This window comes from Nonomuraea sp. K271 (genome assembly GCF_009908215.1).
Lineage (GTDB): Bacteria > Actinomycetota > Actinomycetes > Streptosporangiales > Streptosporangiaceae > Nonomuraea > Nonomuraea longispora.
This window is the reverse complement of sequence record NZ_JAAAHR010000003.1, coordinates 120,793-133,273: the sequence shown is the minus strand read 5'-3', so window position 1 is coordinate 133,273 and position 12,481 is coordinate 120,793. Positions and strand designations below refer to the sequence as shown.

Annotated in this window: 13 protein-coding genes and 1 pseudogene; 8 read left to right on the top strand and 6 right to left on the bottom strand. The window is 69.6% G+C overall.

All coding sequences use genetic code 11. The features are described from left to right. A pseudogene (locus GUY59_RS02055) lies at nucleotides 1–246 on the bottom strand (phosphotransferase); the annotation flags it as partial. Between the two features lie 124 nt (nucleotides 247–370). Here GUY59_RS02055 and GUY59_RS02050 point away from each other — a divergent pair. Genes GUY59_RS02050 through GUY59_RS02035 form a run of 4 tightly spaced genes read left to right on the top strand, consistent with a single transcriptional unit; the run spans nucleotide 371 to nucleotide 4,368 of the window. Beyond that, nucleotides 371–1,072 carry a vWA domain-containing protein gene (locus GUY59_RS02050; protein WP_132637733.1) on the top strand — a complete coding sequence of 234 codons (702 nt, stop codon included), beginning with the start codon at nucleotides 371–373 and terminating at the stop codon, nucleotides 1,070–1,072. Then, nucleotides 1,069–2,124: a protein phosphatase 2C domain-containing protein gene (locus GUY59_RS02045; RefSeq protein WP_132637731.1), complete on the top strand. Its 1,056-nt coding sequence runs from the start codon at nucleotides 1,069–1,071 to the stop codon at nucleotides 2,122–2,124. Before GUY59_RS02050 ends, GUY59_RS02045 begins: the two co-directional genes overlap by 4 nt. A 21-nt stretch (nucleotides 2,125–2,145) precedes the next feature. Continuing rightward, nucleotides 2,146–3,183 carry a hypothetical protein gene (locus GUY59_RS02040; protein ID WP_138200885.1) on the top strand — a complete coding sequence of 346 codons (1,038 nt, stop codon included), beginning with the start codon at nucleotides 2,146–2,148 and terminating at the stop codon, nucleotides 3,181–3,183. Further along, entirely contained in the window at nucleotides 3,184–4,368 is a 1,185-nt protein-coding gene (locus tag GUY59_RS02035) for an FHA domain-containing serine/threonine-protein kinase (RefSeq protein WP_138200884.1), read from the top strand. On the opposite strand, the gene GUY59_RS02030 is transcribed toward GUY59_RS02035, so the two are convergent. Further along, nucleotides 4,358–5,902 (bottom strand): hypothetical protein, encoded by a 1,545-nt coding sequence (locus GUY59_RS02030; RefSeq protein WP_132328529.1) that lies wholly within the window; start codon nucleotides 5,900–5,902, stop codon nucleotides 4,358–4,360. The genes GUY59_RS02035 and GUY59_RS02030 overlap by 11 nt on opposite strands. A 229-nt stretch (nucleotides 5,903–6,131) precedes the next feature. After that, nucleotides 6,132–6,794 (bottom strand): NAD(P)-dependent oxidoreductase, encoded by a 663-nt coding sequence (locus tag GUY59_RS02025; RefSeq protein ID WP_138200883.1) that lies wholly within the window; start codon nucleotides 6,792–6,794, stop codon nucleotides 6,132–6,134. 81 nt (nucleotides 6,795–6,875) lie between these two features. Here GUY59_RS02025 and GUY59_RS02020 point away from each other — a divergent pair, with 81 nt between their 5' ends. Continuing rightward, nucleotides 6,876–7,232 carry a winged helix-turn-helix transcriptional regulator gene (locus tag GUY59_RS02020; RefSeq protein ID WP_138200882.1) on the top strand — a complete coding sequence of 119 codons (357 nt, stop codon included), beginning with the start codon at nucleotides 6,876–6,878 and terminating at the stop codon, nucleotides 7,230–7,232. Here the strand turns inward: GUY59_RS02020 and proS are convergent. The 3 genes from proS to GUY59_RS02005 all read right to left on the bottom strand — a co-directional run bounded on the left by proS (nucleotide 7,226) and on the right by GUY59_RS02005 (nucleotide 9,465). Next, nucleotides 7,226–8,668 carry a proline--tRNA ligase gene (gene proS / locus GUY59_RS02015; RefSeq protein WP_138200881.1) on the bottom strand — a complete coding sequence of 481 codons (1,443 nt, stop codon included), beginning with the start codon at nucleotides 8,666–8,668 and terminating at the stop codon, nucleotides 7,226–7,228. The two genes, GUY59_RS02020 and proS, sit on opposite strands and share 7 nt — an antisense overlap. 153 nt (nucleotides 8,669–8,821) lie before the next feature. Further along, on the bottom strand, nucleotides 8,822–9,214 hold the full coding sequence (locus tag GUY59_RS02010) for a PIN domain-containing protein (protein ID WP_138200916.1): 393 nt from the start codon (nucleotides 9,212–9,214) through the stop codon (nucleotides 8,822–8,824). Next, the gene (locus tag GUY59_RS02005; RefSeq protein ID WP_138200915.1) at nucleotides 9,214–9,465 is read right to left on the bottom strand and encodes a type II toxin-antitoxin system Phd/YefM family antitoxin; all 252 of its coding nucleotides are present in this window, start codon (nucleotides 9,463–9,465) and stop codon (nucleotides 9,214–9,216) included. Before GUY59_RS02005 ends, GUY59_RS02010 begins: the two co-directional genes overlap by 1 nt. A 680-nt stretch (nucleotides 9,466–10,145) precedes the next feature. Between GUY59_RS02005 and ehuB the strand changes: the two genes are divergently transcribed. The 3 genes from ehuB to ehuD are packed head-to-tail and all read left to right on the top strand — an operon-like array spanning nucleotide 10,146 to nucleotide 12,476. Further along, entirely contained in the window at nucleotides 10,146–11,081 is a 936-nt protein-coding gene (ehuB, locus tag GUY59_RS02000) for an ectoine/hydroxyectoine ABC transporter substrate-binding protein EhuB (RefSeq protein WP_138200880.1), read from the top strand. A 7-nt stretch (nucleotides 11,082–11,088) separates the two neighbouring features. Next, complete coding sequence (gene ehuC / locus GUY59_RS01995; protein ID WP_236666738.1) at nucleotides 11,089–11,826, top strand: ectoine/hydroxyectoine ABC transporter permease subunit EhuC; 738 nt, start codon at nucleotides 11,089–11,091, stop codon at nucleotides 11,824–11,826. Further along, the gene (ehuD, locus tag GUY59_RS01990) at nucleotides 11,823–12,476 is read left to right on the top strand and encodes an ectoine/hydroxyectoine ABC transporter permease subunit EhuD (RefSeq protein ID WP_138200879.1); all 654 of its coding nucleotides are present in this window, start codon (nucleotides 11,823–11,825) and stop codon (nucleotides 12,474–12,476) included. Before ehuC ends, ehuD begins: the two co-directional genes overlap by 4 nt. The last annotated feature ends 5 nt before the right edge of the window (nucleotides 12,477–12,481 follow it).

The window sequence follows — 12,481 nt, the reverse complement described above, 5'->3', positions numbered from 1 at the left end:
GGCGAGGGGCAGGTGGGGGGCCAGCCGGGGCAGCCACCTGAGTTCTTTCGCGGCCTGTCCGATGGCGCCTGCGTGGCGGGGCAGCCGCACGGTCAACTGCTCGCCCAGCCGGTAGATCACGTGATCGGAGCCGGCCGGTTCGAGCAGCGTCAGCGGCAACCCGGCCCACTCCGGGAACTGCGTGTCGACCAGCCTTCTGACGAGTGCGGCAGTGATCGTGGGGCGAGGATCGACGGTCGTCGCCAAGTGAGGGCTCCTGTGATGGTCGTACGGCGGGCGGTCGGACCATCACAGTGCACGGCGGCTTGGCCTGTCGACCGAATTTGCGAGTCTTGCCAAGATTGGAAATCGCTATCAGGATGAAAAGCCGATGGCATCGGCTAACGGGCGCCCCCGCGCCTTCCCCTTTTACATCGTGTGCGACGTGTCGCACTCGATGCACACCGCCCGCGAGGACGGACGGCCCACCCCCTTCGAGGTGCTCTCCAACTGCGTGGGCGAGCTGCTGTTCGAGCTGGAGGCGGGCGATCCGGGCGTCAGCGAGGCGGCGCACGTCGCCGTGGTGTCCTTCGCCGACAAGGTCGAGGTGGTGCTCCCGCTGACCAGGCCGTGCGACGCCCTCAGAGTGCCGGCGCTGAGACCGGGCATGCAGACGGACTACCTGGCGGCCTTCCGCGGGCTCGTGAAGATCGTCGAGAAGGACTACAGGAAGTTGTCCAAGCAGTTCGACGTACGGGCGCCGGTGGTCTTCTTCATCACCGACGGCGAGCCGTACGTCGGCGCGACCCACCAGGACGTGCAGGTCTGGGGCCCGGCGCGCGACCGGCTGGCGGGCCTCGACCCGGCCCCGTACATCGTGGCGCTCGGCTTCGGAACGGTGCAGGAGGACACCCTGCGGCGGGTCGCCACCACCCTGCGGGGCGAGGTGCTGGCCTTCGCGGGCGAGGTCGCGACGGGCGCGGCCACGGTGCTGCACGGCATCGCGCAGGCCGTCTCCGACAGCATCAGCGCCTCCATCAACAGGAACACGGCCGTTCTGCGCGGTCCTGCCGGGATGCGGCAGCTCAGATGATCAGGGCGGCGCTGGCGGGGCTGGTCCTGGCCGCCGGGATCGGCCCGGCGGGTCTGCCGGGCCGGCCGGGCGCGCCCTCGCCGGAGCCCACGGTGACGGTGACCGTGCAGGGCGGCGGGTGGGCGGCAAGCCCGCCGTGGTGGATCCTGTCCGGTGTCGTGGGCGCGGGCGCCGTACTTCTCGGGTGGTTCGTCCTGTCGCGCAGGACGCGCGCCGCCGCGGCCGGCGGGAGGGCGCCGCTCGGGCCGCCTCCCCAGCCACTGCCCGTCCTGCTCGCGGGCGGCGCGGACTCGCGCGCTCCCGGCGTCGCGCTCGACGGCGGCATGCTCGCGCAGACCACGGTCCGCGCGGTGAGCATCCGCGGGCGGCGCCACCGCTACCGCGGCGAACCTCTGCAGGACGCCTACGCGGTACGGCTGAGCGCCGACGGACGCTGGGTCATCGCGGCCGTCGCCGACGGGCTGGGCAGCACGTCGCACGCCGAACACGCCGCCGCGGTGGCCGTACGCGCCGCCACGAACCTCGCCCTGACGCCCGACCACGGCTGGCACGCGGCCTTCGCCGCCGTCGCCGGAGAGGTCATGCGCGTCACCGCCAGGTTCCACGCCGCCGGCTCGGCGTCGGATCCGCCCGCCACGACGCTGACGATCGCGGTGGTCCCCGCGGACGGCGGCCGGGGGGTCGCCGCCTGCGCGGCCATCGGCGACTCGCCGGCGTTGTGGCTCCACGGCGGGACGTGGACCGAGCTCTTCCCGCCCGACGGGCAGCGACCGGCCAACGTCACGTCGGCCCTGCCGGACGACCTCGGTGAGCTGCGCGAACGGCAGATCGACTGGCAGCCGGGCGACGTACTGGTCCTGTGCAGCGACGGCTTCGGCACGGCCATGGGCGGCGGAGGCAGCCTGCTGGCCCAGCAGCTCGCCACCTCGTGGTGCTCTCCGCCCGAGCTGCGCAGCTTCCTGCACGACGTGGATTTCCAGCTGTCGACTTACGACGACGACCGGACCGTTCTGGCGTTGTGGGCGGGCCGCCACGACACGGCGGTCATGTGACAGGAGCGCGGCGGCAGCAGCATGAACCCCCCAGATGTGGTCGACGAAGCGGATCTGACGCCCCCCACGGACGCCGACGCCTACTCCCTGCGCCCGGGAGGCCAGGCGCGCAGCCTGACGCCGTGCGGCGTCGACGGGGTGCCGGGCCGGTTCCTGTTCAAACGCTATGACGAGGAGACGCTGGCGGGGCTGGACGAGGACGCCCTGCTCGCCATGGTGCGCTGGCGGCGTGAGCTTCCCCGGCACGACCGCGCGACCCTCGACCAGCGCTGCGCGTGGCCGGTCGCGGCGGTCCGGCACGACCGGATCACCGGCATCCTGATCAGGCCCGCTCCCCGGCAGATGTTCGTCGAGCTGCGCGACCGGCTGGCGCCGCGGCACCTCGACGAGCTCACCCGGTCGCCGGAGCGGGTGAGCGCCCTGCGTGATCACTACGGTACGCGGTACTACGAGCCGCCCTACAAGCTGGCCGTGCTCGGTCAGCTGCTCGCGACGGTGCAGTGGCTGCACGAGCACGGGTACGTGGTGGGCGATCTGCAACTGCGCAACGCCGTCTTCACCGTCGACCCGGCGCCGGCGGTGTACCTGCTGGACTGCGACTCCTGCCTGCCGGCCGGAGGCCGTGGCGCGCTGGCGGAGGTCGATCCTGAGCAGTGGAAACTTCCCCGCGAAGGGGCGTTCACCCAGGAGTCGGACTACTACAAGTTCGCGTGGGCCGTCGTGCGGTGCCTCCAGGAGAGCACCGAGGCGTGGTCGGTGGACGAGGCCGCGCTCGCCAGGGTGCTGCCCTTGCGGCATCGCCGTCTGATACGGCAGTGTCTGGACGGTTCGCCGGAAACCGTGGACGTCGCGCGATGGCGGGCGGCCGGCGAGTCGTGGCAGTGGCTCGTCACCCCTGACCGCATCTACGTCGAAACCGACGCCAACCTGCGCGAGGCGTGGCGGCGGGGGAGATCCGCGGCGGGCGACGGCTCGCGGGGCCGCCGCGGCGCCGTCGTGGTGCTGATCGTCGTCCTGGCGGCGTTCGCCGTCGTCCTCGCGCTGACGTTGGGAGCCTGAATGAACACCGGCGAACCACGGCGCATCGGGCCCTACGAGGTGCTCGGCCGCCTGGGTGTCGGCGGTCAGGGCACGGTCTACCTCGCGCAGAGCGAGGCCGGCCGGGTCGCGGTGAAGGTGATCCACGCTCAGGGGGCGGCGGACCCGAGGGCGCGCAGGCGGTTCGCCGACGAGGTGGCCATCGCCTCGCGGGTGCCCAGGGCGTACACGGCCATGATCATCGACGCGGCCATCGACCGTGACCAGCCGTACATCGTCAGCGAGTACGTGGAAGGCCCGTCCCTGCAGAGGCTCGTCGACCACCACGGGCCGCTGTCGGGGCCCGCCCTCGAACGGCTGGCGACCTACACGGCGACCGCCCTGGCGGCGATCCACGGCGTGGGAGTCGTCCACCGGGACCTCAAACCCGCCAACGTCATCATCGGGCCCGACGGGCCGCGGGTCGTGGACTTCGGGGTCGCGCGGGCCCTGGAGGCGACCGCCGTGATCACCACGCCCGTGGGGACCCCCGGCTATCTCGCACCGGAGCAGGTGGTGGGGGACACCGAGGTGGGGTTCCCCGCCGACGTGCACGCATGGGCGGCCACCATGTACTTCGCCGCCACCGGCCGGATGCCGTTCGCGGGCAGCAACGTGGCCGTCATCATCAACCGCGTCCTGACCGAGACCCCCGACGTGACGGTGATCTCCGAGCCGCTGCGGTCACTGGTCGCCGACTGCCTGGCCAAGGACCCGGCGCGACGGCCCACGACCATGGAGCTGCTCGGCCGCCTCGTCGGGCACCAGTCGGACAACGCGCAGGCGACGGTGCCGCGTACACGGGTCCTGTCGGCCGTGCTCGGAACGCTGAAGGAGACCACCACGCTGGGCAGCGGGTCTGCGGCCGACATCGTCGTCCACGGGGAGGGCGTCGCCCCCGCGCACGCCACCGTGCGCAAGGTGAGCGGCGGCTACCGGCTGCACGACCACAGCGGCGGCCTGGGCACGTACATCGACGGCAGTCCCGTCCTGTACGCGACCCTGCGGCCGGGGGACCGGTTCACGATCGGTACGGTGGTGCTCCGCCTCACCGAGGCGGGGAAGCTGGAGCGCGTACGGGGGCCTCGTATGCCCGGCCGGCGCTGGCTGCTGCTCCTCCTCGTCGCGGCGGCGGCGCTGGTGGTCGTCGTCGTGATCACGGGATAGTCACGGGCGTGGGGGCGGTGAGGTTCACCCGTTCCCCGGTCCTGGAGTCGAGCGTGAAGGCGCCGCTGGCGCCGCGGATGGCGTTGGTCCCAGTGAACAGATAGAGCTGCCCGCGCACCGCCGCGGTGGAGGGCAGGTTGAGCTGGGACGGGTCGGCGCCGATCGCGGCCTTCTGCACCGCGGTGGCGGCGGCGGTCACCGCGTCGTACGACATGATCGCCAGCCCGCTGCCCAGGTGCGCCGCGGAGAAGCTCACGCCATGGTGGGGCGCCACGAACTCGTTCCTGAACTGCTGGTAGAGCTGACGGTGCTCGTTGTCCTCGTGGTCGAGCCGCTTCGGCTCCGCCAGCGGCACGAACATCACCTTGATGGGCGCGTCCGGGTCGTGCAGCGACGGGTCGTTCGGATCCTGGTTCTGGGCGTCGTCGCCGGTGACCACGGTGATCGGCGTCGACCGGCAGGGCCGGTTGCGCAGCAGCTTGAGGAACGTGGGCATGAACGTCTGGCGGCCGGCGTAGAAGATCATGTCGGTTTTCGTGCCGCAGATCGTGTCGCTGATGGTGCGCAGGAGCGAAGGGCCGCCACGCGGGTCGAACGGGAAACTGAGTCCGGACTTGTCGACATACTCCTTCAGCCCGAGCTCCGGATCGAGGAAGGCGTCCTTCAGCGAGCCGGCGTACAGGTCCTTGGTGCCCTGCGGGGTCACGTCAGCCCACATCAGGGCCGCGCTTCCCTTGACCTTCTTGTCCTTGAGCTCTTTCGCGATGGCTTCCAGCTGCGCCGAGGTGCTGACGGCCGTGCGGGTGAGCCCCGGAATGGGTCCGCCGTCGTCGATCTCCCCCGTGGTGTTGAACCCGGCCGCCGTGATGAAGTCGGCCACCATCGGAATCCCGGGGTCCTTCGCCAGGGCGCGAGCGGCGTCGATGCTCTCCTGCTGGCTCGGGCCCATCCCGGTGACCGCGACGATCTGGCCGGGGATGCCCGTCGCTCCCGTCGCGGCGTTCTTGCGTACGGCCTCCACCGCCGTGCGCCACTTCGAGCCGTCGTGGCCGGTGTTGGCCAGGACCAGCCGGATCTTGGGGAATGTCTCGGAACGGTTGGCGCGGTACTGGCCGATGAACGCCCCTTCGAGCTGGTGCAGAGCCCGGTCGCCGACCAGCCCGCGCGGGCCCGCCCCCATCGGGGCGAGGAGGGCGATCGTGCTGTAGTCGCCCTCCGCGGTGACCTCGCGGTTCTCCGCCGCGATGACCTCGAGAAGCTGCTGGTATTCCTTGCCGAGAACCATCGTCCCCTCGGCCGGGTCCATCAGCCCGACGCACTCGCCTTCGACGGCGACGACATCCTCGCTCTGCGTCTCACAACCGCCCCATGGCCACCAGCCCTGGGTGTAGTTCACGAGGACGACGGTGGAGATCAGGACGGCGACGACAACGACGATCACCACGAGGCGGCGACGGAAAAGCGTCCCCGCCTGCCGTAACAATCCCCACACGCGCGCGGCGAGGGAGGGAGGCGGTGCCGGTTCGTCATACATGTGGACTCCAACCCGTCACTGATCCCTTGACGGCGCACTCCCCGAAAGCCGGTCGTACGTTCCCCTCCCTGGGTCGGCGGGCGCCTAAACGCGTCGTCATTAAAACGTGATCAGTGAAGGGCGGACAACGGGTTGAGCGGCTTTCCGTTGCCGTCACGGATCCGGGCGCTCGCGGAGGGACGCGGCATGCGACACGGCCCCGCGGAAGTGCCCCTGACCGGCGGGCGCGTCAGCCTCGGGTGTCGTCCGCGTCGCCGACACCGCCCGCCGCGGTGACGCCGATGTGCGTACGGTGGTGGCGAGGGGTGTCGATCTCGTCGAGCAGGGCGACCGCCAGGTCGGCGTAGGAGACGCGGCCGGCCATGTCGATCTCTGCGATGGTGTAGCGGCCGGAACGTGCGCCGGCGTGGTCGAAGTCGCCGGCCGGGCTGACGATCAGCCAGTCCGTCCTGGCGTCCGAGGAGCGCAGCAGGGCCGACGCCGCCGCGTGCCCCAGGCAGATGGGGCGGAACTCCTGCGGGAAACCCGGGGTGTCCATCAACGGTGTGCCATCCGGGGTCTTCAGCGTGGCCGCGAGGCCGACGGTGACCAGCCTGCCCACCCCGGCCCGGGTCAGCCCGTCGACAAGGGCGCGGGCGGCGGCAGGGAAGAAGACGTCGGGCCGCGCGCCGGCGTCGTACGCGGCCATGATGGCGGCGTCGTGCCCGGTCGCGAGGTCGGCGATCGCGTCGGCGTCGGTGACGTCGCCGGCGCGGACTGTGGCCCCCGTGAGGCGCTGGTGTCTGTCCGGGGCGCGCACGACCGCGGTGACCTGATGGCCGCGGCGAAGGGCCTCGCCGACGGCCGCCCGTCCAACGCGCCCACCCGCACCGAACACAACGATCTTTCCCATGCTCCCACCTCTTCCTTGCGGTGCTGCGCAAGGTAGCGGGGGCCGTGGTTACCGCGTGGATACCGCGGTTACGGTGGTTCCGTGACCAAGCCGCTGGATCCGGAGATGTTCGACCCCGTCTGTCCCTCCGGCCTGATGCCGATCAGGATCGGGGACAGATGGGCGGGGATGATCATTCAGTGCCTCGAAGAGGGCCCCCGGCGGTTCTCCGAACTTCTCGTACCGCTGCGGACCATCACCCCCAAGGTGCTCACGAAGTCACTGCGGGCCTTGGAACGTGACGGCTTCGTCGTGCGTACGGTCCACGCCGGCCCCGCCAGGCACGTCGAGTACGCGCTGACCCCGCTCGGCCGCAGTCTGCTCGAACCGCTGGACGCGGCGCGCGCCTGGGCGGAGGCGCACATGGACGCGCTGATCGACGCTCGTGAGAATCAGTAGGCCCGGCCGAAGACGACCCGCTTGCCGTAGTCGGAGGCCTCACCGCACAGCACGCAACGCCCGCTCTCCGGAGCGCCGTCGAGCGGAATGCAGCGCGGAGTCGCCGCCACCTTCGCCTTGATGTCGGCCTCGCACGCGGGGTCGCCGCAGTGCTGCGCCAGCGCCCATCCCGAGGCGACCGCCTCCGTGAAGGAGTCCCAGGTGTCGACCTTCACGGTGTGACCGTCGCGGAACTCGGTGGCCCTGCGCAGCAGGAAGGCCTGGAACTCCTCCAGCACGCCAGGGATGAGCTCCGGCGCGGACGACAGCGGGATGCTCTGCTTGCCCTCGTCGCCGAGCCTCCTCGCCATCACCACGGTGCCGGACTCGAGATCGCGCGGGCCGAGTTCGAGCCGGAGGGGCGCACCGCGCAGCTCCCAGTCGTTGAACCGGAAGCCGGGCGAGAGCTGGGCACGATCGTCGACGTGGGTGCGCACACCCGCCGCCTTGAGCCGCCCCGCCAGCTCCCGCGCCGCGGCCGAGGTCTGCACGCCCTGCTCGCCGCGCCCGATCGGCACGATGATCACCTGGTAGGGGGCCATCCTGGGCGGCAGCACCAGCCCTTTGTCGTCGCCGTGGGTCATGATGACCCCGCCGATCATCCGCGTCGACATGCCCCACGAGGTGGTGTGACACAGCTCGAGCTGACCGGCTTCCGAGGTGTAGCGGATGTCGAAGGCCTTGGCGAAGTTGCTGCCCATGTAGTGGGAGGTGCCGGCCTGCAGTGCCTTGCCGTCCCGCATCATGCCCTCGATGGTGTACGTACGCACCGCGCCGGCGAACCGCTCACCCGCGGTCTTCTCGCCCGTCACCACCGGGATCGCCGCGACGTCCCGCGCGACCTCCGCGTAGAGATCGAGCGCCAGCATCGTCTCGCGCATCGCGTCGGCCTCGTCGGTGTGCGCCGTGTGCCCCTCCTGCCAGAGAAACTCCGTCGTGCGCAGGAACATGCGCGGCCGCAGCTCCCAGCGCACCACGTTGGCCCACTGGTTGAGCAGCAGCGGAAGGTCCCGGTGCGACGAGATCCACTTGGCCATCATCTCGCCGATGATCGTCTCCGAGGTGGGCCGGACGATCAGCGGCTCTTCGAGCTCCTTGCCGCCGGCGTGCGTGACGACGGCCAGCTCGGGCGAGAACCCCTCGACGTGATCGGCCTCGCGCCGGAGGTAGCTCTCGGGGATCAGGAGTGGGAAATAGGCGTTCTCGTGACCGGTGTCCTTGATCCGGCGATCGAGCTCGTCCTGAAGCAGCTCCCACAGGCGATAGCCGTACGGTCGGATGACCATGGTGCCCTTGGCCGGGCCCCGGTCGACGAGCTGCGCCTTGGTGACCAGCTCGTTGTACCAGGCCGAGAAGTCCTCCTGCTGAGGCGTCACACCACGTTCATCACGTCCCATGCAGGGAGGATATCGCCGCTGACCATCGAAGGTTCCGCGACGGCCACCAGGCTGGGTGAGCTCGTCGGAGAAAGCCCGTCCAATTGCTCCCTCCACCTGTGGGTGCTGGCCACGTACGGCTATACTGAACGCCGCGCCGGTGCAGGCCGGTCTTCAGCGGGGAACCACCTGAGCGCGGACGCCCGGCAGATCATCGAACGCGGCCGAGGAGTCCATCGTGATCACCGTTCTCGCCGTGGCCGCGGCTGTCGCGGCGATCAGCAGATCGTACGCGCCACGAGACTTGCCTCCCCGTCGGACGTGGGCCATGAGACGTGCGTGAACTCTGGCGACGTCTGTCGTGTACTCCTCGACGGGAATCAGCGCCAGAACGTCGTCCACGAAGGTCTGCCGGCCGGGTCGGCGGGCTGCATCTGCCAACTCCACGCCGACCAGTAGTTCGGCCACCGTGACGGCTGCAATCGCGACATCGTCGGCATCTTCGATCACCGAGTCCACAGATGCTCTGCCACGCTCTGCTGCGATGAGTACACCCGTGTCCAACATCAGGCGTCGGGCCACGTCTGCCTCATCTCGTCATCGACCGCCTCACGAGCCGCCGCCACATCGGCCTCGAAATCCTCGTCGAGTGTTCCCGCACTTCGGGCCAGCAGCGCCTTGACCATGCGCCCTGGTGCGATGGGTGCGGGGCCGATCACGGCGATTTGCTTGCCGCCACGAGTCACCACGACCGTCTCCCCGTGCTCTGCCTGGTCGAGGACGGTAGCGAAATTTCGGGACGCTTCAGTAGCGGTCATCACCTTCACGCAATCAGATTATCTGATTCTGTTGAGCCATGCAGACAGTGGTATGGGCGTAGGCGTCTGACCTGGCAGGTCGGCGGCAGGATCGGTCGTGTCCGCTCTCGGGTGTCAGTGGGGCTGGTGGGTTTACCCAGGTCACAGGTTGACATCAATGTCACGTAACGCGAATCACATATTTTTCCTCTGGACACGCGCCCTGTTCCCCGTTCGAGATCTTTCCGTGACGGCTCCGAAAGCGTTCCTGTAAGATGACGAGATTGCGTCGCCGCCGACGTTTCCCCAGGTCAGATAGGGTAGTGGGCAAACAGGGCGGGAAGGCCGATCCACTGGGGCACCCGGAAAACGGACAAGCCGTTTTCCCTACCCGCCTGGGCCCGGTTCTCAAACATCGCGGGCCGAAGACGGTTCGGAGGAGCACCCAGGTCCGTCCGCTAGGTTCGGGGCCCATGTTGGCGAAACGCATCGCCGGTTCGACGTACGCATGGCGGAGGGCCCGCCCGCATGCGCGGGGCCGGGTGCCTCCGAGCGGCGCCGAAGCGGCGGAGCGCATCGCGAGGCCACGGTATCTCCGGGCCTACCCATCTTGCATAGGGAACCGAACGGCGGGGACACCAGTCTTTGACGATCCGTTCGGATGAGCATAGTTACGATATCGGCACGAACGGGAGTGAAGCGTGACGGCCAACCGTTGGACGCGTCGGGATTTCTTCAGAAGCTCGGGACTCACTGCGGCGGCCCTCGTCGGCGGCCCCGCACTCATCGCCGGTTGCAGCCGCGTCGACGAGGGCGGGGGCACCACGGGCGCCTCGCAGGGCGCCGACCCCCTCGCCCGCTTCAAGCAGACGGGCACGATCAAGGTCGGCATCGCCAACGAGCAGCCGTACGGCTACCGCGACAAGGACGGCAACCTGACCGGCGAGGCCCCCGAAGTGGCCCGCGCGATCTTCAAGGCGCTCGGCGTGGACACTTTGGAGGCGCAGATCGTCGACTCCTTCGGCTCCCTGATCCCCGGGTTGCAGTCGAAGCAGTACGACTTCATCGCCGCCGGCATGTTCATCATCCCGGAGCGGTGCTCGCAGATCGCCTTCTCGAATCCCGACTACGCCGGCACGACCGCGTTCCTGGTGGCCAAGGGCAACCCGAAGAAGCTCACCAGCTTTGAGGAGATCGCGAAGAGCGGAGCCAAGCTCGGCGTGCTCGAAGGCGCCGTCGAGAAGGGCTACGCGGAGGCCGGTGGCGTGAAGGACGGGCAGATCCAGGTCTTCCCCAACCAGAACGCGGCCTTCAAGGGCATCCTCGCCGGCCGGGTGGACGCGATCGCGCTGACCGCCGTCTCGCTGCGCTGGACGCTCCAGCAGCAGTACGCGGACGAGCCGCTGGAGGTCACGGAGTCGTTCGTGCCGGTCGTCGACGGGAAGGAGCAGCTCGGTGCCGGGGGGTTCGGCTTCCGCAAGGAGGACACCGGGCTCATCGAGGCGTTCAACGCCGAGCTGAAGAAGCTGCAGGACTCCAACGGCGTGCTGCCGCTCATCGAGAAGTTCGGCTTCACGAAGACCGAGGTCGACAACGCCGCCAAGCTTACCGCCCAGCAGCTCTGCGCGGGCTCCTGACGCGAGCATGATGACTGTCAACCCGTGCAGCGGGGACCTGCCCGGCGTCTTCGGCGAGACGATGCCCTTCCTGTGCCAGGGGGCCGCGGTCACGTTGCAGAGCGCGGCGGGCGGCGCCGCGCTCGCCATCGTCATCGCCCTGGTCGTGGGGCTGATGGCGTCGTCGCCCCTGCGGACCGTCCGGGGCGTCGCCCGCGTCTACATGGAGTTCTTCCGCGGCACGTCGGTGCTCGTCCAGCTGTTCTGGCTGTTCTACGCGATGCCCATTCTCACGGGCTACCAGCTGGACAAGGTGTTCGCGGGCGTGCTGGCGCTCGGTCTCAACCTGGGCGCGTACGGCTCGGAGGTGGTGCGCGGCGCGCTGCAGGCCGTGCCCCCCAGCCAGCGTGAGGCCGCGATCGCGCTGAACTTCTCGCCGTTGCAGCGGATGCGCTACGTCATCCTGCCGCAGGCGTTCGTCGAGATGATCCCCCCGATGAACAACCTGCTCATCGAACTGCTCAAGGCGACGTCGCTGCTGTCCGTCATCACCGTGGCCGACCTCGCCTACGAGGGCCGGCTGCTGGTCAACTCCGGCAGCGACCAGCTGATCGTGTTCGCGCTGATGCTGGTGATCTACTTCCTGTTCTCGTACGCGATCACATTGGTGATGCGGTTCGTCGAGCGGCGGGCCGCGCGCATGGTGGGCCGGGGTAAGCCGCCGCGGCGGCGGCGGGCCACGGCGGCAGTGGAGGCGGCCCGATGATCTGGGACTGGAACTGGACACTGGAGATCCTGCCGTCCCTGCTGACGCAGGGACTGCTGGTCACCGTGCAGGCCACTCTCGGCGGCGCGGTGCTCGCGTTCGTGCTGGGGCTGTTCGTGGCACTGCTGCGCCGCTCGCGCCGGGCGTACATCAGCCGGCCGGTGGGCGCGATCATGGAGTTCATCCGCAGCACGCCGCTGCTGGTGCAGTTGTTCGTGCTCTACTACGTGCTGCCGGACTTCGGATTCAAGATGACCGCGCTGACGACGGGGATCATCGGGCTGGGCGTGCACTACGCCGCCTACACCTCGGAGGTCTACCGCGCGGGCATCGACGGTGTGCCGAAGGGCCAGTGGGAGGCGGCGATCGCCCTCAACATGCCCCGCCCCTACACCTGGATCAGCATCGTTCTGCCGCAGGCCGTACGCCGGGCACTGCCCGCTCTGGGCAACTACGTGGTGGCGATCTTCAAGGAGTCGCCGCAGCTTTCCGTGATCACCGTTGTCGACGTCGTCGGGCTCGCCCGCGGGGTCGGCTCCGAGAGCTTCCGCTACCTGGAGCCGATGACCATCGCCGGGCTGTTCTTCCTGCTCATCGCGATCCCGGCGTCGATGCTCGTCCGTCGTATGGAGCGCCGTCTTGATACCTGATACGC

What these genes read in the sequence shown, in the direction of transcription:
- GUY59_RS02025 (WP_138200883.1), bottom strand. Translation starts at nt 6,794, where the DNA reads ATGGGAAAGATCGTTGTGTTCGGTGCGGGTGGGCGCGTTGGACGGGCG.
- GUY59_RS02035 (WP_138200884.1), top strand. Translation starts at nt 3,184, where the DNA reads ATGAACACCGGCGAACCACGGCGCATCGGGCCCTACGAGGTGCTCGGC.
- GUY59_RS02010 (WP_138200916.1), bottom strand. Translation starts at nt 9,214, where the DNA reads ATGTTGGACACGGGTGTACTCATCGCAGCAGAGCGTGGCAGAGCATCT.
- GUY59_RS02050 (WP_132637733.1), top strand. Translation starts at nt 371, where the DNA reads ATGGCATCGGCTAACGGGCGCCCCCGCGCCTTCCCCTTTTACATCGTG.
- ehuC (WP_236666738.1), top strand. Translation starts at nt 11,089, where the DNA reads ATGATGACTGTCAACCCGTGCAGCGGGGACCTGCCCGGCGTCTTCGGC.
- GUY59_RS02045 (WP_132637731.1), top strand. Translation starts at nt 1,069, where the DNA reads ATGATCAGGGCGGCGCTGGCGGGGCTGGTCCTGGCCGCCGGGATCGGC.
- GUY59_RS02005 (WP_138200915.1), bottom strand. Translation starts at nt 9,465, where the DNA reads ATGACCGCTACTGAAGCGTCCCGAAATTTCGCTACCGTCCTCGACCAG.
- GUY59_RS02030 (WP_132328529.1), bottom strand. Translation starts at nt 5,902, where the DNA reads ATGTATGACGAACCGGCACCGCCTCCCTCCCTCGCCGCGCGCGTGTGG.
- proS (WP_138200881.1), bottom strand. Translation starts at nt 8,668, where the DNA reads ATGGGACGTGATGAACGTGGTGTGACGCCTCAGCAGGAGGACTTCTCG.
- ehuD (WP_138200879.1), top strand. Translation starts at nt 11,823, where the DNA reads ATGATCTGGGACTGGAACTGGACACTGGAGATCCTGCCGTCCCTGCTG.
- GUY59_RS02040 (WP_138200885.1), top strand. Translation starts at nt 2,146, where the DNA reads ATGAACCCCCCAGATGTGGTCGACGAAGCGGATCTGACGCCCCCCACG.